Raw genomic sequence first — 19,095 nt, forward strand, 5'->3', positions numbered from 1 at the left:
TTACTTGCCCTCGGCCTGCGCCGAGGACTGCGTCGCGAACGTGATCTGCGACAGGCCGCTTCGCCGCGCCGCTTCCATCACGGTGATCACCGACTGGTGCGTCGCGGTCGCATCGGCGCTGATGATCACGATCGTGTCCTTGCCGGCCTTGGCGTTTTCCGCGAGCGCGAGCGCCACCGCCTCGGGGCTGCGTCCGGCCACCGGCTGGCGATTGACCATGTAGCGGCCGTCGGCAGACACCGAGACGACCACCTCCTTCGGGTAGTCGCGCTGCGCATCGACGTCGGCCACGGGCAGCTTCAGCTGCATTTCCGTGAAGCGGCTGTACGTGGTCGTGAGCATCAGGAAGATGAGGATCACGAGCAGCACGTCGATGAACGGGATCAGGTTGATCTCCGGCTCGTCCTTCGCGTGGGGGCGGAAGTTCATCGGCGCAGGGAGTTCAGATGCCGCACGAGGCGCTCGGCCGACAGTTCGAGCGTGAGGAGGTATTCATCCACGCGGGCGCGGAAGTAGCGCCAGAAGATGAGCGAGGGAATCGCCACCATCAGGCCGAACGCGGTGTTGTAGAGCGCAACCGAGATGCCGTGCGCGAGCTGCGCGGGGTTGCCGCCGGTCGCGCCGCCCGTGGGCGACTGCGAGCCGAAGATCTCGATCATGCCGATCACCGTGCCGAGCAGGCCGAGCAAGGGCGCGGCCGAAGCGATGGTCGCGAGCGCGCTCAGGTAGCGTTCGAGCCGGTGGGCGACCGACCTGCCGGAATTTTCCATGATCGCGCGCAGGTCGCTTTCGCTGCAGCGCGGATCGGCGTTGAGCGCGCGAAAGCCGCTCGCGAGCACTTCGCCGAGCGCGGAGTTCTGTTCGAGCTGCCGCACGACGTCGGGCGTCGGCACCGCCGTGCGCGAGACCGCGAGCGCTTCTTCGAGCAGTTTGGGCGGCACTACCTTCGCGCGCTTCAGGCTCACGAAGCGTTCGATGATGAGCGCGAGAGCCAGCACGGAGCAGGCAATGAGCGGCCATATCGGCCAGCCCGCGGCTTGTATGATGGAAAGCAAGGGGAGGTTCTCCGCGCCGTGTTCTTTACTTCCGGGTCGCGGCGATTATCGCGGACCGCGAGCCATGTAGGAAAACACGACGTGGCCGTAGGACGACACTCACAATTTTTGTGGATAACTTTGTTGAGAAGCCACACCCCGCGCCACGCCGGGCCGCGCCGATGCTGGACGATGACGAAGCGATGACAAATTGAGCAGAAAAAAATCCAATGGGCTCAAGCACTTGCTCGGAAGAATCTGCGTTGCGCGGGGAAACCCTTGCGCTGCCGCGCGTCCTCGCGCGGCTGTGGACTAAATCGACCCCCGAATCGGCCGCCGAGCCGCGTATTTGCTGATGGGACACGGCTGGGACCCAATGGCCGCGCCGCGAATCTGGGAAGTTGGCGCGCTATGCCGCGCCGTGGCTGATTCCCTGGATGCGAGGTTCAATCCCGTCGCGGTCCGCGGCGAGGTTTCGGGCTTCTCGCGCGCATCCAGCGGGCATTGCTACTTCTCGCTGAAAGACGGCGCGGGTCAGCTGCGCTGCGCGATGTTCCGGCGCGCGGCCATGCTGCTCGACTTCGTTCCGCGCGACGGCGACGTGGTCGAAGTGCAGGGCCGCCTCGGCGTGTACGAAGCTCGGGGCGACCTGCAGCTCATCGTCGAGGCGCTCACGCGCGCCGGGCAGGGTGCGCTCTTCGAGCAGTTCCTTCGGCTGAAGGCCCGGCTCGAGGCCGAAGGCCTGTTCGATGCCGCTCGCAAGCGTGCGCTGCCCGCGATGCCGCGCGGCATCGGCGTCGTGACGTCGCCCGGCGCGGCCGCGCTGCACGATGTCGTGACCTGCCTCGCGCGCCGTGTGCCGCACATTCCCGTGGTCCTCGCGCCGGCCTCCGTGCAAGGCAGCCAGGCACCGCGTGAACTCGTCGCGGCGCTCGAATCGCTCCATCGCATGGCGGCCGCGGGCGCGATCGACGTGATCCTGCTCGTGCGCGGCGGCGGCTCGCTCGAGGATCTCTGGGCATTCAACGACGAGACGCTCGCGCGCACCATCGCGGCGAGCCCGGTGCCGGTCGTGAGCGGCGTGGGCCACGAAACGGATTTCACGATCGCGGATTTCTGCGCCGACCTGCGCGCGCCGACGCCGACCGCCGCCGCGGAACTCGCCGCACAGTCGCGCGAGACGTGGCTCGGCGTGCTCGAAGCGCTACGCGTGCGGCTGCGGCGCGGCGTCACGCACCGGCTCGACGGCGCCGGCCAGCGGCTCGACCAGGCCGCCGCGCGGCTGGGGCGTCCTTCCACGCGCACAGCCGAGCAGCAGTTGCGCATCGCGCGGGCGGCGCATCGGCTGCAGGCGGCCGTGGCGTCGCGGCTTCAATCCGCGCGGCACACGCAGGACGCGGGCCTCGTGCGATTTCGCAATGCGTCGCGGCTGCGCGTCGATGCGGCGCGCCAGTCGCTCGACCACATGGCGCTCAGGCTGAGACTTCTCGACCCGAAGCTCGTGCTCGAGCGCGGCTATGCGTTGCTCGCCGACGAATCGGGCCGGGCGATCACGAGTGTGGGCCGGCTGAGCGAGGGCGATCGCGTGAGCGCCCGCCTTGCCGATGGCGAGGTCGACATGAGGGTTTCAGCCCGGCCGCGGATTCATCCCTAGAATCACCGCCTGAAGACCGACCCCCAACCCGTAGAGGAAGAAAACAATGGAACATACCCTGCCGCCCCTGCCGTACGCCATCGACGCGCTCGCTCCGAACTATTCGCAGGAGACGCTCGAGTATCACCACGGCAAGCACCACAAGGCCTACGTCGACAACCTGAACAAGCTGCAGGTGGGCACGGAGTTCGAGAACATGCCGCTGGAGGACATCATCCGCAAGTCCTCGGGCGCGATCTACAACAACTCCGCGCAGATCTGGAACCACACCTTCTTCTGGAACTGCATGAAGCCGGGCGGCGGCGGCGAGCCCACCGGCGCGCTGGCCGAGGCGATCGGCAAGAAGTGGGGCAACTACGCGGCCTTCCGCGATGCCTTCGTGAAGTCGGCGGTCGGCAACTTCGGCTCCGGCTGGACTTGGCTCGTGAAGAAGGCGGACGGCTCGGTCGACATCGTGAACACGGGCGCCGCGGGCACGCCCCTCACCACGGCCGACAAGGCGGTGCTCACGGTCGATGTGTGGGAACACGCCTATTACATCGACTACCGCAACCAGCGCCCGAAGTTCGTCGAGACCTTCCTCGACAAGCTCGTGAACTGGGATTTCGCCGCGAAGAATTTCGGCTGAGATCGGGACAGGCGAGGTCCGCTCGCGGCGGTCCTCGTCCCCGTCACCTCGAAAAGACGTCGCCCGCGAATTTCATTCCGGGCTTCACGCCGCGCTTGGCGAACCAGCCCTTGTTCATCTCGAGCACGTAGCGCACGGGCTTGCGCGAGCAGTGCGATTCGAGCGTCTGCGGCGCCATGTCCTCGATGTTGACGATGGTGCCGTCGTCGCCGATGAAGGCGGCCGAAAGCGGCAGGATCGTGTTCTTCATCCAGAAGCACTGCTGCGAGGGCTGCTCGAACACGAAGAGCATGCCTTCTTGCTGCGGCATCTCTTCGCGGAACATGAGCCCCGTCATGCGCTCGTCGTTGGTCTGGGCGAGCTGGACTTCGATCCGGTGCATGCCGATCGTGAGCTGCGTGCGGGCGAGCCCGAGCTGCGGCGCCTGGGCCCATGCGGCGGTCGCCACGGCCGCCGCGAGCAGCAGCGCCGGGAGTGCGAGAAACGGCTTCTTCATGGCTCGCATTGTGCAGGCCCGCAAAACAAAATGCCCGCACGGGCGGCGGGCATTTCGATTCAGCGAGCGAGTCGGATCAGGACTTGCTTTCGGCCTTGGCCTTCTTCTTCTTGGCGGCCTTCTTGGCAGCAGGCTTCTTCTCGGCCTTCTTTTCCATCTTTTCCATCTTGGCGCCCGAGGCGGCCGGCATGGCGCCGGAGGCGGCACCCATGGCGGCGCCGGTGTGCGAGGCGGCGAAAGCCGTGGACACGGCGAACGCGGAAGCGATCAGGGCTGCGAGCAGCTTGTTCATTGGTGGGTCCTTTCGAAAGGTTGGTTCCCCCCCGGCTGGGGAAGGCTCATCCGTAACGCCGCCCCCGCTTCGACGGTTGACAGGACTCGCGATCCCGTTCGCGGGCACGTAAGGAGCGCGAAGGATTCACCGCTAGAATCTCAGGGTTTACCCAGAAAGGCCGGGACCGCGGCCACCCCCATTCCCCGGAGACGCATTTCCCCATGTACCAGCACATCAAGGTGCCCAGCCAGGGCCAGAAGATCACCGTCAACGCCGACAACTCGCTCAACGTGCCGGACGAGCCTGTCATCCCCTATATCGAGGGCGACGGCACCGGGCTCGACATCACGCCCGTGATGCTGAAGGTGGTCGACGCCGCCGTGGCCAAGGCCTACGGCGGCAAGCGCAGGATTCACTGGATGGAGGTGTATGCCGGCGAGAAGTCGACCAAGGTCTACGGCCCCGACGTGTGGCTGCCCGACGAGACGCTGCATGCCGTGCGCGACTACGTCGTGTCGATCAAGGGGCCGCTCACCACGCCCGTGGGCGGCGGCATCCGGTCGCTCAACGTCGCGCTGCGCCAGGAACTCGACCTGTACGTGTGCCTGCGTCCGGTGCAGTACTTCAAGGGCGTGCCTTCCCCCGTGAAGGAGCCGGAGAAGACCAACATGGTGATCTTCCGCGAGAACTCCGAAGACATCTACGCCGGCATCGAATGGGAAGCCCAGAGCGACAAGGCGAAGAAGGTGATCGACTTCCTCGTGAAGGAAATGGGCGTGAAGAAGATCCGCTTCCCGGACACCTCGGGCATTGGCATCAAGCCCGTGTCGAGCGAGGGCACCAAGCGCCTCGTGCGCAAGGCGATCCAGTACGCGATCGACAACGACCGCCCGAGCGTCACGCTCGTGCACAAGGGCAACATCATGAAGTTCACGGAAGGAGCCTTCCGTGACTGGGGCTACGAGCTCGCGCAGCAGGAATTCAAGGCCGAGCCGATCGACGGCGGCCCGTGGTGCAAGATCCGGAATCCGAAGACCGGCCGCGACATCGTCGTGAAGGACGTGATCGCCGACGCCTTCCTGCAGCAGATCCTCCTGCGCCCCGCCGAATACAGCGTGATCGCCACGCTCAACCTGAACGGCGACTACATCTCCGACGCGCTCGCCGCGCAGGTGGGCGGCATCGGCATCGCGCCCGGCGCGAACCTTTCGGACACGGTCGCGATGTTCGAAGCCACGCACGGCACCGCGCCGAAGTACGCGGGCAAGGACTACGTGAATCCGGGCTCGGAAATCCTCTCGGCCGAAATGATGCTGCGTCACATGGGCTGGCGCGAGGCCGCCGACCTCATCATCAGCTCGATGGAGAAGTCGATCCTCTCGAAGAAGGTGACCTACGATTTCGCGCGGCTCATGGAAGGCGCGACGCAGGTGAGCTGCTCCGGCTTCGGGCAGGTGATGATCGAGCACATGTAAGGCCGGCTCGCGCGCAAGCGTCCGGACCACCAGGCCCCGGTGTGGCTCGCGCCCTCCGGGGCTTTCCATTCACGGAGGAGAGTCTGCAAGCCGCAACCGACATCCATCCCGCGATCGTCTTCGAGCCCGACGGCTACCGCACGGACGGCGCCCGGCTGATGGGGCGGCAGGCCGCTGGCCTCGGATTTCTTCGCGCCGCCGTCGCGGCTTCTCGCGGCCGGCCGCTCGCGGGCTACACGGCGCGCAAGGCCTCCGCCGACAGCTTCGCGAAGACGGTGGCCGAGATCGATCCGCAAGCGCGCGCGCAGTGGCTGAACCCGTTGCGGCCCGATGCGTTGCAGCAGCTGGGCCATCTCTACACGCCGGGGCCCGGCATCGGCGAGCTCGCGCTGCAGCGCCTGCGCGTGGGAACGCATGCGTGGTCGATCACGGGCGTGACGCACACCACCGCATCGCATGGCGTGATGGATTCGCTCGTTGAGCTGCCGATCGCGCCGGTGATGCCGTGGGATGCCGTGATCTGCACGTCGCATGCGGTTCGCGGCACGGTGGAGACCGTGCTCGAAGCGCAGCGGGACTATCTCGCGTGGCGCTTCGGCGAGAAGCCCAGGCAGTGGTCGCTGCCCCAACTGCCCGTGATTCCACTTGGCGTGCATTGCGCGGACTTCGAATTCGGCGCGCAGGAGCGCCGTGCGGCACGCGAGTCGCTCCGGGTCGCGGCGGACGAAGTGGTGGCGCTTTTCGTCGGCCGTCTCTCGTTTCACGCCAAGGCGCACCCGCACGCGATGTATGCGGCGCTCGAAGCCGCCGCGCAACGCTCCGGGCACAAGGTGGTGCTCGTGCAGTGCGGCTGGTTCGCCAACGACGCGATCGACCGGGCGTTCCGCGAGGGCGCGGCCGCCACGTGCCCGAGCGTGCGATGCGTTTTCACGGATGGGCGCGACGAGCGTGCGCGCCGCGCGAGCTGGGCTGCGGCCGACCTCTTCATCAGCCTGTCGGACAACATCCAGGAAACCTTCGGGCTCACGCCGATCGAGGCGATGGCCGCGGGATTGCCCGTGCTCGTCACCGACTGGGACGGCTACAAGGACACCGTGCGCGATGGCGTGGACGGCTTTCGCATCGCGACCTGGACGCCGCCCGCGGGGGCGGGCGAACGGCTCGCGTGGACGCACGAAGCCGATGTCGACAGCTACGACTTCTACTGCGGCCTCACGTGCCAGTTCGTCGCACTCGATCGCGCGATGCTGGCGGACCGCCTCTGCCTCCTCGTGCAGGACGAAGCGCTGCGCCGCCGCATGGGCGATGCGGGCCGCGCGCGTGCGCGCGAGGCGTACGACTGGGCCGTCGTTTACCGTGCCTACCAGTCGCTCTGGGCGCAACTCGGCGAACTGAGGCCGCGCGAGGCGCCGGCTGCGCCGCGCGCGTCGCCCGCGCGGCTCGACCCCTTCACCGCGTTCGCGCATTACCCCACGCATCGCATCGCGCCTGCGACGCTTGCGCGGCGCCGCGCCGGCGCGAATGCGCACGACTACGCGCCGCTCGCCGGCATGGCGATTTTCAGCTATGCGGCGCGCGAGCAGCCGTCCGCGGACGGATTCGCGCGGATCTGGGCCGCGCTCGGCGAAGGCGGCGCGAGCGCAGAGGCCGTCGCCACGGCCTGTGGCGCGACGTTCGCGGAAACCGCGCGCGCGCTGGCGATGCTCGCGAAGATGGGCCTCGTCGAACTCGCCGATCGGAGCGGCGAGTGACGATCGAGCAGTTGCGGGAGCAACTTCGCGGCTTGCGCCTGCAGCGGCGCATGGCCGACGCGCGCGACCTGATCCGCGCGCAGCCGGGCTTCGAGAGCTCGCCGGCGCTGCAGCAGTTGCACCACGACCACGAGGACTTCTGGTGGCAGCCGATGCCCGGGCGCCGCATGACGCTGCGCCGCCGCGACGAAGGCGACGCCGCTTTCGTGCGCGCGTGCTGGGCCGATGCGGGCTTCATGCACAAGTTCAATCGCGTCGCGCGGCCCTTGCCGGCGGACGATGAGGCCCTGCGGGGCATCCTCGCGCGCGAACGGGCAGCCATCTTCGGTGAATCCAAGGCGTTGCACTGGACGATCGACACGCGAGGCGGCCCCGCCGGATTCGTGAGCGCCACGGACTACACGCCGGGCCACAGGCGCTGCGAATTCCTGATCGGCGTGCTGAACCGGCCCGCGAGCCCGGTGCCCGTGGAGGCGGCACGCGAGGCAATCGCTTTCCTGCGGGATCGCGCGGGGGTCGAGCGGCTCACGGCCTACATCTATGCGGACAACGGGTACGCGACACGGCTGGCGGTCAAGTTCGGCTTCGAACGCGAAGGCGTGCTGCGCGGCTATCTCCGCGAGCCCGATGGAAGCCGCTCGGACCTCGTCGTCGCGGGAATGTTGCTCGGCAGGCGGCGCGCCCCAGGCACACCGCGCGCCGCAAGGCGAGCCGCGCGGCAAATGGGTTAAATTCGAACGTTCTCGAGCAGAGGAGAAACTCGCACAATGGCCACACTCACCGGCACTTCCGCCGACGACACGTTGACCGGCACCGGCGCGGACGATTCATTGAACGGCGCGGCCGGCAACGACTCGCTTTCGGGCGGCGCAGGCAACGACCAGATCACCGGCGGCGCAGGCAACGACGCGATCGACGGCGGCGACGGCACGGACACGGCCGTCTTCTCGAGCGCGTTCGCTTCGTACAACATCGATTACGACAACGACACGGGCCAGTACGTGATCGAGGCGACCTCGGGCACCGACGGCACCGACCTCGTGCTCGGCGTCGAGCGCTTCGAATTCTCCAACGGCGTGAAGACCGAAGCGCAGCTCTTCACGGGCGAGGGCGGCGGCACGCCGAGTGCCGATACGCTCACCGGCACTTCGAGCGACGATTCGCTCGAAGGGCTCGACGGCAACGATTCGATCTCCGGCGCCAACGGCCGCGATTCGCTCTACGGCGGCGGCGGCGACGACACCCTCTCGGGCGGCGCCGGCAACGATGTGCTCTCCGGCGGCACGGGCAACGACAGCCTGAACGGCGGCGACGGCAACGACGCCATCACGGGCGGCGACGGCACCGATACCGCATCCTTCGACGGCGCCTCGGCCGCGGTGCATGCCGATCTCGACGCGGGCACCGCGACCGGGCAGGGCACCGATACGCTCGACTCCGTCGAGAACCTCGTGGGCTCCGCGCACAACGACACGCTCGCCGGCGACGAACACGGAAACCGGATCGAAGGCGGCAGCGGCGCCGATTCGATGTCGGGCGCGGCGGGCGACGACGTGCTCGAGGGCGGCGCGGGCAACGACACGATCGACGGCGGCGCGGGCAACGACACGGCCGTCTTCTCCGGCGCGTCGAGCTCCTACACGATCACCTACGACAACGACAAGGGCGAATACGTCCTCGCGGCGTCGTCGGGCACCGACGGCACGGACCATGTTTCCGGTGTCGAGCAGTTCGAGTTCTCCAACGGAACGAAGACCGCCGCGGAACTGCTGGTGGGCCAGGGCGGCGGAACGGCGGGCGCCGATTCCCTCACCGGCACGAGCGCAGGCGAGAAGATCGAGGGCCTCGACGGCGACGACACGATCGCGGGCGCGGCGGGCAACGACTCGATCTACGGCGGCGGCGGCAACGACCTCCTCACCGGCGGCGACGGCAACGACGTGATCTCCGGTGGCCCGGGCACGGACACCGCGTGGTTCGACGGCGCGACGGGCGCGATCCGCGCCAATCTCGACGCGGGCACCGCGACGGGCCAGGGCACCGACACGCTGCAGTCGATCGAGAACCTGCTGGGCACCGAGTTCCAGGACACGCTCATCGGCAATGAAGGCGCGAACCTGCTGCAAGGCGCGGGCGGCAACGATTCCATCTACGGCCACGAAGGCGACGACACGCTCGTGGGCGGCGCGGGCAACGACCAGCTCAATGGCGACGACGGCGTCGACACGGCGTCCTTTGCAGGCTCCGCGGTTGCGGTACGTGTAGACCTCGTGACAGGCTTCGCGTACGGCGAAGGCCGCGACCGGCTCGACAGCATCGAGAACCTGATCGGTTCTTCGCACGAGGACACGCTTCCGGGCAACGACGGCGCCAATGATATCGACGGCGGCCTGGGCGACGACGAGGTGAGCGGGGCCGGCGGCGACGATACGCTCGCGGGCGGCGGCGGCGACGACACGGTGGAAGGCGGCGCGGGCAGCGACGACATCGACGGCGGCGCGGGCACCGACATGGTGGTCTTCACCGGCGCGTTCGACGACTACGAAGTCACCGGCAATGCGACCGACGGCTTCACCATCACGGACACGGTCTCCGACCGCGACGGTGTCGACACCGTGAAGAACGCGGAGCTCTTCCAGTTCTCGGATGGCGTGCGTTCCGTGGCGACGCTCACGGGCAGCGGCGCGGGCGCGATCACGGGCACCGAAGACGACGACAACCTGCAAGGCACGGCCGGTGGCGACACGATCGTCGGCCTCGGCGGCGACGACACGCTGTCCGGCAAGGCGGGCGCGGACACGCTGATCGGCGGCGAAGGAGACGATTCGCTCGACGGCGGCCAGGGCAACGACAGCCTCTCCGGCGGATCGGGCGTGGACATCGCTTCGTACGAAGGCGCGCTCGCCGGGGTCACCGTCAATCTGGCCACGGGCGCCGCGAGCGGTCCGAACGGAAACGACGTTCTCTCGGGCATCGAGGGCGTGGACGGCAGCGACTTCGCCGACTCGATCACGGGCTCGGCCGGTGACAACGACCTGCGTGGCGAAGCCGGCGACGACACCATCGTGGCCGGCGACGGCGACGACTCGCTTACCGGCGGCGCGGGCAACGACTCGCTCGCGGGCGAAGGCGGCGACGACAGCATCGATGGGGGTGCGGGCACCGACACGGTCGTCTACGCGGCCGCGCGCGTGGACGTGGTGGCGACGTGGAACACCACGACCGGAACGCTCGTGGGTCCGGCGGGAACCGATGCGCTGAAGAACGTCGAATTCGTGCAGTTTCTCGACGGCACGTGGGCGGTGGGCGACCTGCACGACATCGCCGGCACGAGCGGCGCCGATTCGCTGCAGGGCACCGCGGGCGCCAACGCGATCCGCGGGCTCGGCGGCGCCGACACGATCGGCGGCCTGGACGGTGACGACGTGCTCTCTGGCGGCGACGGCAACGATCTGCTGCAAGGCGGCCAGGGCAACGACAAACTCTATGGCGACGCCGGCGACGACACGCTGCAGGGCAACGGCGGCGCCGACAGCCTCGAAGGCGGGGACGGCAACGACACCGCGAGCTTCGCCGACGCGGCGAGCGCGCTGTCGCTCGACCTGGGCGCGGGCCAGTTCACGCTGTCAGGGCTCACGGGCTCGCTGCACGGCATCGAGCGGATCATCGCGACGTCCTTCGCGGATACGCTGGTGGGCTCGGCGGCAGCCGAATCGATCGACGGCGGCGCGGGCAACGATACCTTCACGGGCATGGGCGGCGCCGACACGATCACGGGCGGAGCCGGCATCGACCAGGCGATCGTGTCCGGCACGCTCGCGTCCGCGCATCTCACGTCGAGCGCGGGCAAGTGGCAGGTGACGGATTCGCATTCGGCCGTGACCACGCTCGATGGCGTCGAACGCTTCCAGTTCAGCGACAAGAAGATCGCGGTGGACCTCTCGGGCAACGCGGGCAGCGCGGTACTGGTGCTCGCCGCGGTCGCGGGCGCCACGGCGGCGCACGATCCCACGCTGGTCGGAAAGGCGATCGCATATCTGGATGCGGGCCACAGCGAGCATGATCTGGCCGCGCTCGGCGCATCGGCCCTGGGCGCGCTTTCGAACGTCGACTTCGTCCAGCATGTGTGGCACGACGTCGTCGGCTCGAATCCTCCGGCCGACGTGCTGACCGTGATCACGCACGCGCTCGATGCCGGCACCGTCACGCGGACCGACCTGATCGAGCTTGCAGCGAATTCGCAGCAGGCCGAGACGACCGTCGGCTTCACGGGGCTCGTCGAGCACGGGGTCGAGTACCTCTAGACACCGTGATGTGGGGCGCGCGGCGAAGGCCGCGCTGCCCAACTATCGACAAGGCGCGTGGCGAAGTGAAACGCCGGGGGTGGGCTGGTGCCTCAGCAGAAGAATCAGCCGCACGCGGCTGCCTCAGCAGGAGAGGCAACCGCTTGCGGCTGACTCAGCATGAGAGGCAACCGCAAGCGGCCGAGTCAGCATGAGAGGCAACCGCAAGCGGCTGCCTCAGCGGAAGAGTCGCCCGCGAGCCCTACTTGTTCGCGAGGTCGCTATGCCCCATCGCATGGAACTGCGGGGCACGGACCTTGGGCTGGCGCATCCCGCGGTCGGCGCGGTCACCGCCGGGCCGATCCCCACCGATGGGTCTGTCGCCCTCGGTGGTCTTGATGGGCCCGGGCAGGACCACGATGTTCTGTGCGAGCTGGCCCTTCGGTCCCTGCTGCACGTCGAACGAGACACGCGAGCCTTGCTTCAGCGTCTTGAACCCGTCCATCGTGATGGCAGAGAAATGCGCGAAGATGTCGGAGCCTCCGCCGTCGGGTTCGATGAAGCCGAACCCCTTCGCATCGTTGAACCACTTGACTGTGCCGGTCTTGATATCGGTCGCCATGTTGCGCGCCCCTTCTTGTTCCCTCAAACCTACTAAGTAGTGTCCCGGATCGGACGGGGAGTTGTCAACATTTTCACTTACGCATGTTTGGATCGGCCGACGACCGGCATTCAGCGGTTGCGACGAAGACGCCGTTGCAGAAGAATCGGGAGGCGCATCGGCCGCTGTCGCTTGAATGTGACGCCCCCGGCACCATTTGCCCCACAGGCGACGACACGAAGGCGCGGTCGCTAGAATGATTTTCATGGCCAGTCAGACACCCATCCCGCCGCCGGTCGCGCCGAAAACGCGGCCGCCGGAGGACGACGGCGGGTCCGTGGTCGCCGAAAAGCAGCTCCAGCGAACCAAACCCCCCCAGATGTACCAGGTCGTCATGCTGAACGACGACTACACCCCCATGGAATTCGTGGTGGTCGTGATCCAGGAATTCTTCAACAAGGACCGCGAGACCGCCACGCAGATCATGCTGAAGATCCATCTGGACGGAAAAGGCATTTGCGGTGTCTACCCGAGAGACATCGCGGCAACGAAGGTGCAGCAGGTGCAGGAAGCCGCGAGGCAGGCCGGGCATCCGCTGCAGTGTGTGAGTGAACCGGCGGACTGATCCGGACACTAACGGTATTGAATTGAACGAGTTAGCAAGGCAAAAGGAAATCTCATGATTGCCCAGGAACTGGAAGTCAGCCTCCACATGGCGTTCGTGGAAGCGCGCCAACAGCGCCACGAATTCATCACCGTGGAGCATCTCCTGCTGGCCCTGCTGGACAATCCCAGCGCGGCGGAGGTGCTGCGCGCGTGCTCGGCGAACATCGACGATCTGCGCAAGTCGCTCGCCAACTTCATCAAGGACAACACGCCGCAGGTCGCGGGCACGGACGACGTCGACACCCAGCCGACGCTCGGGTTCCAGCGCGTGATCCAGCGCGCCATCATGCACGTGCAAAGCACGGGCAACGGCAAGAAGGAAGTGACGGGCGCCAACGTGCTGGTCGCGATCTTCGGCGAGAAGGATTCGCACGCCGTCTACTACCTGCACCAGCAGGGCGTGACGCGGCTGGACGTCGTGAACTACATCGCGCACGGCATCAAGAAGAGCGATCCGCCCGAGCCCGCCAAGGGAGGCGAAAGCCCCTCCGGCGAGCAGGAGGAAAGCAGCGAGAAGAACGAGAAGGCGTCGCCGCTCGAGCAGTTCACGCAGAACCTGAACCAGGCCGCGCGCGACGGCAAGATCGACCCGCTCATCGGCCGCGAATACGAGGTCGAGCGCGTGATCCAGATCCTCTGCCGCCGCCGCAAGAACAACCCGCTGCTCGTGGGTGAGGCGGGTGTGGGCAAGACCGCGATCGCGGAAGGCCTCGCCTGGCGCATCACGCAAAAGGAAGTGCCGGAAATCCTCGCGGACTCCAACGTTTATTCGCTCGACATGGGCGCGCTGCTCGCGGGCACCAAGTACCGCGGCGACTTCGAGCAGCGCCTGAAGGGCGTGCTGCGCGCGCTGAAGGACAAGCCGAACGCAATCCTCTTCATCGACGAAATCCACACGCTGATCGGCGCGGGGGCCGCCTCGGGCGGCACGCTCGACGCGTCCAACCTGCTGAAGCCGGCGCTCTCGCAGGGCAACCTGAAGTGCATCGGCGCGACGACCTTCACCGAGTACCGCGGCATCTTCGAGAAGGATGCGGCGCTCTCGCGGCGCTTCCAGAAGGTGGACGTGGTCGAGCCGAGCATCGAGCAGACGGTGGAGATCCTGAAGGGCCTGAAGTCGCGCTTCGAGGAACACCACAGCGTGAAGTACGCGGCCAACGCGCTGCAGGCGGCCGCGGAACTGTCGGCGAAGTACATCAACGACCGCCACCTGCCCGACAAGGCGATCGACGTGATCGACGAGGCGGGCGCCGCGCAGCGCATCCTGCCCGTGAACAAGCGCAAGAAGACGATTTCCAAGGCGGAGGTCGAGGAAATCGTGGCGAAGATCGCGCGCATTCCGCCGGCGTCGGTCTCCAACGACGACCGGGGCAAGCTGCAGAACCTCGAGCGCGATCTCAAGTCCGTCGTGTTCGGCCAGGACAAGGCGCTCGAAGTGCTCGCCGCTTCGGTGAAGATGGCGCGCTCGGGCCTGGGCAAGGCCGACAAGCCGATCGGCTCGTTCCTCTTTTCCGGCCCCACGGGCGTCGGCAAGACGGAAGCCGCGAAGCAGCTCGCCTACATCATGGGCATCGAGCTGATCCGCTTCGACATGTCGGAATACATGGAGCGGCACGCGGTGTCGCGCCTGATCGGCGCGCCTCCGGGCTACGTCGGCTTCGACCAGGGCGGGCTCCTCACCGAGGCGATCACGAAGAAGCCGCACGCGGTGCTTCTCCTCGACGAGATCGAGAAGGCGCATCCGGACATCTTCAACGTGCTCTTGCAGGTGATGGACCACGGCACGCTCACGGACAACAACGGGCGCAAGGCCGACTTCCGCAACGTGATCATCATCATGACCACGAACGCGGGGGCGGAGTCGCTGAACAAGGCGACCATCGGCTTCACGAACGCCAAGGAAGCCGGCGACGAGATGCAGGACATCAAGCGCCTCTTCACACCGGAATTCCGCAACCGGCTGGATGCGATCGTGAGCTTCAAGTCGCTCGACGAGCAGATCATCCTGCGCGTGGTCGACAAGTTCCTGCTGCAGCTGGAACAGCAGCTTTCCGAGAAGAAGGTGGAAGTGACCTTCACCGACAAGCTGCGCAAGCACCTGGCGGTGAAGGGGTTCGATCCGATGATGGGCGCGCGTCCGATGCAGCGGCTGATCCAGGACACGATCCGCCGCGCGCTGGCCGACGAACTGCTCTTCGGTCGTCTCACCGAGGGCGGGCGGCTCACCGTGGACCTCGACGACAAGGACGAGGTGCTGCTCGACATCCAGCCGGTTCCGAAGAAGGAAGGCAAGCAAAAGCCCGAGCCGGAAGAGATTTCGAGCGACGGGCAGTAGGCCGGCAGGGCGCAATCGCGCCTCGGCAAGAAGCCGCCTTCGGGCGGCTTTTTCTTTCCGGTCCGAGGGCGTGTCGGCGCCGCAGGCGGGAACCGAATGCGCGTGCGGGTTACGTAGTGAGCTCGCACAAACCAGTTCACGCCAACGATGTCTTCCCGATTCTCGGCCTGCCGAAGAGGCACGGCCGGCCCCCTGTCCGATACCCCTGCCGCATCCTCGACCCGAGACGGAACTCGGGACGGAACTCGAGACGCGAAGCCGATGGAAGGCAAGGCCGCTTCGGGTCCGCGCGCGGATCGTGTCTCCCGTCCGCGGACTCGGGAGACGCGTGCCCCGCGGCCCATGCAGTGCGAGTCGTCGCACGGCCCACGAACATCGGCCGGCCCCCTGGCTTCGGAGCCGGCAAGCAAGGCGGCGCAGGCGGCCGCGCGTCTTCCCTGCATACGTGCGAAGCTCGAGGAAGCCCGTCGTGAGGCGGCCGCCGGCTGGAACGGCGAATGCGAGCGCCTGTGCCGCGAAGTCATCCGCCTCGCATGCGGCTGCACGCAGGTCGACGTGGCGCTGGAACACCTCGACTTGCTCAGGAAGGCCGGAGTGAAGCCGGATCAGCCGCCGCTCGGCGCGATGGGCTGTCTGCTCGAGAAATGCTGGGACGCGGGCCGCAATCAGGACGTGGTGCGATGCTTCGAGAAGATGCGGGAATGCGACATAAGGCTGGTTCCGCGCAACTTCACCAGCATGCTGTCGGCCTGTGGGCGCCTGGGCCAGTTCGACAAGGCAATGGATTGCCTGGGAGCGATGAAGGCTGCCGACGTCCGGCCCGAGCCGGGCGACTGGCAAGTCCTGAAGTCGATTCTGCAGCAGTGCGCCCGCGACGGCGAGATCGACCGGATGCTGCGCTGCTTCGCGGCAATGCTCGACGCGGGCTACCCGGCCGATCTCGAGGTCCTGAAGAAGATCGTTGCCGCCTGCGTCGATGCCGGGCGTCACTCGGACGCGCTCCAGCAGTTCGGTGCGGCATGGCAGAAGTACAAAGACTGCTCGGGCGACTTTTCAAGCGTGCTGAGCGATCTCATGGCTTCGTGCGCGACGTGTGGCCGGCACGCCCTGGTATTGCGCTGCCTCCACTGCATGCGCGTCTGCGGATTTCATCCCCGCCTCGAAGACTTCAACCACGCGATCAACGCGGGCGTGAAGCTCGGCCAGCCGGACGAGGTCCTTCGCTGCTGGAGCGAACTGGACTCGGACGTGCGCGGCGGGCGGACCGAGGTCCGGCCGGACCTGATCACCCTTCAGGGTCTGATGTGGGCCCGCTTGTCGAAGGGAGACCTGGCGCAGGCCGACCGGTGCTTCGAGGCGATGAAGGTCCAGGCCCGCGCGCAGGGCGGCGAAGGTGCCCTGCGCAATGCGTATGAGCTGGCAATCGAGGCGTGCGTGCCGGCCGGCAGGCCGGACGCGGCCTGTCGCCTCTTCAACGAGATGGTGCGCGCGTCCGCGCATTCAGCCTTCCTGAAGCCGCGCGACTCCGTCTTCGCGAGCATGCTCGCGGCGCTCGATCGGATCGAGGCGGCGCAGCCAGGCGCCGAGCCGAATCCCGGGCAGCCTCCCGGGCAGCCTCCGGCCGATCCATCCATGGACGATTCGACAGCCCGCACCGCGGCGCGTCTTCTCGATGCGATGACGCAAGCCCGATACCTGCCCACCACCCAGGAGTTCAACAGGCTGCTTCTCATGGTGTGCGGCCTCTCCGGTGAAGCGGCGAGGGATGCGGCCGACCGGGCGGAACAATGGATGCGGTCCGCGATGGACCTTGGACTCGATCCCGATGCGGTCACGTGCCGGACGTTCCTCGAGGCCTGTGCGATCGGAGGCCGAGGCAGGCCCGGGCTTGCCTTCTTCGATGCATTCCTCATGCGGAGGGTCGCTGCCGACATCACGGTCTTCGACACGGCCCTCTGGACGTGCTGCGTGGCCGGGCTCTACGACCAGGTCCACGGCTACCTTCACGAGATCATCGCGGCCGGGCTCGAGACCACTCCCCAGACTTTCGAGTACGCGATCGCCGCTGCCGGTGCGGGCGGATCGGGCGACGCGGCCCAGGCCTACCTGCGCACCGCGGTCAATACGCGTGCGTTTCAGGAATCGCTCGGCGCATCGGCCGCAGGGGCGACACTGGACTTCCGGGCGTCGAGCATCTACGCATCCCGCTTCGCGCTGGCCGGCGACCCCGAACGCCTCGTGCCTGCGGCGGTTGCGTGCGCCGTCTTCGACCACCACGCCGATCCTCCACGCGGGATCGGCCCGCACACGCGGTTCTTCGTGGGCAGCGATCAAGCTCTCATCGGGGCCATCGGCGAGCGAATGAAAAGCCTCGGTCTGAAGCCCACGATGTCGCGCGCCGCCCCGGGCTGGCTCGTGCACGAGCCCCTTCCTGTCGCGCGACCTTCTGGCCGACCTCTGCCTGTGCCTCCCGCACCTCCTGCACGGCGACCGCTGCCTGTGCCTCCTGCACGGCGACCTCTGCCGGCACCTCCCGCACGGCGCGGTGGCACTTTTACCTCTGCGACACGATCCAGACATTGACGGGCCCCCGCAGCGCGCTTTAATGCACGCATGAGCGTCCCCGCAGCGACCCCTCGGGATACCTCCACCGCCCTCAACCGCTTCGGCCTCGGTGCTCGGCCGAACGATGCGATGCCCGCCGATGCGAGGCGCTGGCTGCTCGACCAGTTCGCACGCTACCAGCCCATGCCCGCCGCGTGGGCGCCGCTGCCGCGCACGACGACGCACGTCGACACGCTCGTGGCCATGCAGCGCGCGGCGCGGCAGGCGGGCGACGGCGAGAAGGCCGCGGCACGCCAGGCGTACCGGCGCGAGATGCGCGACGAGTACCTCACGGCCGTCGCGGCGCGCATGCAGTCCGCGCTGCAAAGCGACACGCCCTTCGTGGAGCGTCTCGTGCACTTCTGGTCCAACCACTTCGCGGTCTCCGTCGACAAGCTCACGGTCATCGGGCTCGCGGGCGCGTTCGAAGCCGAGGCGATCCGTCCGCACGTGCTGGGCCGCTTCGAGGACATGCTCTTCGCCGCCGCGCGCCATCCAGCGATGCTGCTCTACCTCGATCAGGCGCAGTCGATCGGACCGGAGAGCCGCGCCGGCTCGGCGGCCGCGGCGCGCAACCCACAGCGCCGCCGGGGCCTGAACGAGAACCTCGCGCGCGAGATCATGGAACTGCACACGCTCGGTGTCAGAAGCGGCTACACGCAGGACGACGTGACCGAGTTCGCGCGTGCGCTCACGGGCTGGAGCATCGCGGGCGACTTCGGCCTGCCTGCGAGATTGGCGGCGGGCGACGCGGGCGATCCGCGTTATCCCGGGTTCCAGTTTCGCAGCGCGCTGCACGAGCCCGGTCCGCGCACGCTGCTCGGCCGCAGCTACTCGCAAGGCGGCGAGGCGCAGGGGCGCGCGATGCTCGTGGACCTCGCGCGCGCGCCCGCGACGGCCGAGCACCTCGCGACCAAGCTCGCGCGGCACTTCGCATCGGACGAGCCGCCGCCCGCGCTCGTGCGGCGTCTCGCCGAGGCGTTCACGCGCACGAACGGCGACTTGCCAAGCGTCTACCGCACGCTCGTCGAGTCGCCGGAATGCTGGGCCGGCGCGACGGTGAAATTCAAGTCTCCATGGGATTGGTCGGTGTCCAGCCTGCGCGCGCTGGGCCGCGAGGAAGTGCCCGCGATGCAGGTCGCGGGCCTGCTTCAGCAACTGGGGCAGCCCGTGTGGCGGCCCGGCTCGCCCGCGGGCTGGGACGACATCGCCGCTTCGTGGGCCGCGCCCGACGCCTTGCTGAGGCGTGTCGAAGCGGCGCAGCGCATGGCGGGGGCCGCCGCGCGCACGGGCG

At 67.7% G+C, this 19,095-nt stretch carries 14 protein-coding genes and 1 pseudogene; 10 read left to right on the top strand and 5 right to left on the bottom strand.

Annotated features, from left to right (window positions below; genetic code table 11):
* Both VHA82_RS23255 and VHA82_RS23260 read right to left on the bottom strand, forming a co-directional pair.
* Nucleotides 1-429, bottom strand: coding sequence for a biopolymer transporter ExbD (locus VHA82_RS23255; protein ID WP_325547602.1), 429 nt, complete (start codon nucleotides 427-429; stop codon nucleotides 1-3).
* Nucleotides 426-1,055 carry a MotA/TolQ/ExbB proton channel family protein gene (locus tag VHA82_RS23260; RefSeq protein ID WP_325547606.1) on the bottom strand — a complete coding sequence of 210 codons (630 nt, stop codon included), beginning with the start codon at nucleotides 1,053-1,055 and terminating at the stop codon, nucleotides 426-428. The genes VHA82_RS23255 and VHA82_RS23260 overlap by 4 nt, the downstream gene beginning before the upstream one ends.
* A 334-nt stretch (nucleotides 1,056-1,389) precedes the next feature.
* Here VHA82_RS23260 and xseA point away from each other — a divergent pair, with 334 nt between their 5' ends.
* Together xseA and VHA82_RS23270 are read left to right on the top strand one after the other, a co-directional pair.
* Entirely contained in the window at nucleotides 1,390-2,688 is a 1,299-nt protein-coding gene (xseA, locus tag VHA82_RS23265) for an exodeoxyribonuclease VII large subunit (protein ID WP_325547608.1), read from the top strand.
* Nucleotides 2,689-2,734: 46 nt separating this feature from the next.
* Nucleotides 2,735-3,316: a superoxide dismutase gene (locus VHA82_RS23270; protein ID WP_325547610.1), complete on the top strand. Its 582-nt coding sequence runs from the start codon at nucleotides 2,735-2,737 to the stop codon at nucleotides 3,314-3,316.
* Nucleotides 3,317-3,359: 43 nt separating this feature from the next.
* Here VHA82_RS23270 and VHA82_RS23275 read toward each other — a convergent pair whose 3' ends face one another.
* Both VHA82_RS23275 and VHA82_RS23280 read right to left on the bottom strand, forming a co-directional pair.
* Nucleotides 3,360-3,812: a DUF192 domain-containing protein gene (locus VHA82_RS23275; protein ID WP_325547612.1), complete on the bottom strand. Its 453-nt coding sequence runs from the start codon at nucleotides 3,810-3,812 to the stop codon at nucleotides 3,360-3,362.
* A 76-nt stretch (nucleotides 3,813-3,888) separates the two neighbouring features.
* Nucleotides 3,889-4,104 (bottom strand): hypothetical protein, encoded by a 216-nt coding sequence (locus VHA82_RS23280; RefSeq protein ID WP_325547614.1) that lies wholly within the window; start codon nucleotides 4,102-4,104, stop codon nucleotides 3,889-3,891.
* A 203-nt stretch (nucleotides 4,105-4,307) separates the two neighbouring features.
* On the opposite strand from VHA82_RS23280, the gene icd reads away from it, so the two are divergent.
* The 4 genes from icd to VHA82_RS23300 are packed head-to-tail and all read left to right on the top strand — an operon-like array spanning nucleotide 4,308 to nucleotide 11,616.
* On the top strand, nucleotides 4,308-5,561 hold the full coding sequence (icd, locus tag VHA82_RS23285; RefSeq protein WP_325547616.1) for an NADP-dependent isocitrate dehydrogenase: 1,254 nt from the start codon (nucleotides 4,308-4,310) through the stop codon (nucleotides 5,559-5,561).
* 41 nt (nucleotides 5,562-5,602) lie between these two features.
* Complete coding sequence (locus tag VHA82_RS23290; RefSeq protein WP_325547620.1) at nucleotides 5,603-7,312, top strand: glycosyltransferase family 4 protein; 1,710 nt, start codon at nucleotides 5,603-5,605, stop codon at nucleotides 7,310-7,312.
* The gene (locus VHA82_RS23295) at nucleotides 7,309-8,043 is read left to right on the top strand and encodes a GNAT family N-acetyltransferase (RefSeq protein WP_325547622.1); all 735 of its coding nucleotides are present in this window, start codon (nucleotides 7,309-7,311) and stop codon (nucleotides 8,041-8,043) included. The genes VHA82_RS23290 and VHA82_RS23295 overlap by 4 nt, the downstream gene beginning before the upstream one ends.
* A gap of 36 nt (nucleotides 8,044-8,079) precedes the next feature.
* Nucleotides 8,080-11,616: a calcium-binding protein gene (locus tag VHA82_RS23300; protein ID WP_325547625.1), complete on the top strand. Its 3,537-nt coding sequence runs from the start codon at nucleotides 8,080-8,082 to the stop codon at nucleotides 11,614-11,616.
* A 388-nt stretch (nucleotides 11,617-12,004) separates the two neighbouring features.
* On the opposite strand, the pseudogene VHA82_RS23305 reads toward VHA82_RS23300, so the two are convergent.
* Nucleotides 12,005-12,205: pseudogene (locus tag VHA82_RS23305) on the bottom strand (cold-shock protein); the annotation flags it as partial.
* A gap of 247 nt (nucleotides 12,206-12,452) precedes the next feature.
* On the opposite strand from VHA82_RS23305, the gene clpS reads away from it, so the two are divergent.
* From clpS to VHA82_RS23325, 4 genes are all read left to right on the top strand, one after another.
* On the top strand, nucleotides 12,453-12,821 hold the full coding sequence (clpS, locus tag VHA82_RS23310) for an ATP-dependent Clp protease adapter ClpS (protein ID WP_414708690.1): 369 nt from the start codon (nucleotides 12,453-12,455) through the stop codon (nucleotides 12,819-12,821).
* Nucleotides 12,822-12,875: 54 nt separating this feature from the next.
* The gene (clpA, locus tag VHA82_RS23315; RefSeq protein ID WP_325547629.1) at nucleotides 12,876-15,197 is read left to right on the top strand and encodes an ATP-dependent Clp protease ATP-binding subunit ClpA; all 2,322 of its coding nucleotides are present in this window, start codon (nucleotides 12,876-12,878) and stop codon (nucleotides 15,195-15,197) included.
* Nucleotides 15,198-15,773: 576 nt separating this feature from the next.
* Nucleotides 15,774-17,780 carry a hypothetical protein gene (locus VHA82_RS23320; protein ID WP_325547631.1) on the top strand — a complete coding sequence of 669 codons (2,007 nt, stop codon included), beginning with the start codon at nucleotides 15,774-15,776 and terminating at the stop codon, nucleotides 17,778-17,780.
* A gap of 30 nt (nucleotides 17,781-17,810) precedes the next feature.
* Nucleotides 17,811-19,095 (top strand): DUF1800 domain-containing protein (locus VHA82_RS23325; protein ID WP_325547633.1); only part of this gene is annotated, 1,285 nt, incomplete at its 3' end.

This window comes from Ramlibacter sp., assembly GCF_035548915.1.
GTDB lineage: Bacteria > Pseudomonadota > Gammaproteobacteria > Burkholderiales > Burkholderiaceae_C > Ramlibacter.

Bases quoted from the DNA above. Each gene is read 5' to 3' on its own strand.
- VHA82_RS23255 (WP_325547602.1), bottom strand. From the start codon at position 429: ATGAACTTCCGCCCCCACGCGAAGGACGAGCCGGAGATCAACCTGATC.
- xseA (WP_325547608.1), top strand. From the start codon at position 1,390: ATGGGACACGGCTGGGACCCAATGGCCGCGCCGCGAATCTGGGAAGTT.
- VHA82_RS23270 (WP_325547610.1), top strand. From the start codon at position 2,735: ATGGAACATACCCTGCCGCCCCTGCCGTACGCCATCGACGCGCTCGCT.
- VHA82_RS23275 (WP_325547612.1), bottom strand. From the start codon at position 3,812: ATGAAGAAGCCGTTTCTCGCACTCCCGGCGCTGCTGCTCGCGGCGGCC.
- VHA82_RS23280 (WP_325547614.1), bottom strand. From the start codon at position 4,104: ATGAACAAGCTGCTCGCAGCCCTGATCGCTTCCGCGTTCGCCGTGTCC.
- icd (WP_325547616.1), top strand. From the start codon at position 4,308: ATGTACCAGCACATCAAGGTGCCCAGCCAGGGCCAGAAGATCACCGTC.
- VHA82_RS23300 (WP_325547625.1), top strand. From the start codon at position 8,080: ATGGCCACACTCACCGGCACTTCCGCCGACGACACGTTGACCGGCACC.
- clpS (WP_414708690.1), top strand. From the start codon at position 12,453: ATGATTTTCATGGCCAGTCAGACACCCATCCCGCCGCCGGTCGCGCCG.
- clpA (WP_325547629.1), top strand. From the start codon at position 12,876: ATGATTGCCCAGGAACTGGAAGTCAGCCTCCACATGGCGTTCGTGGAA.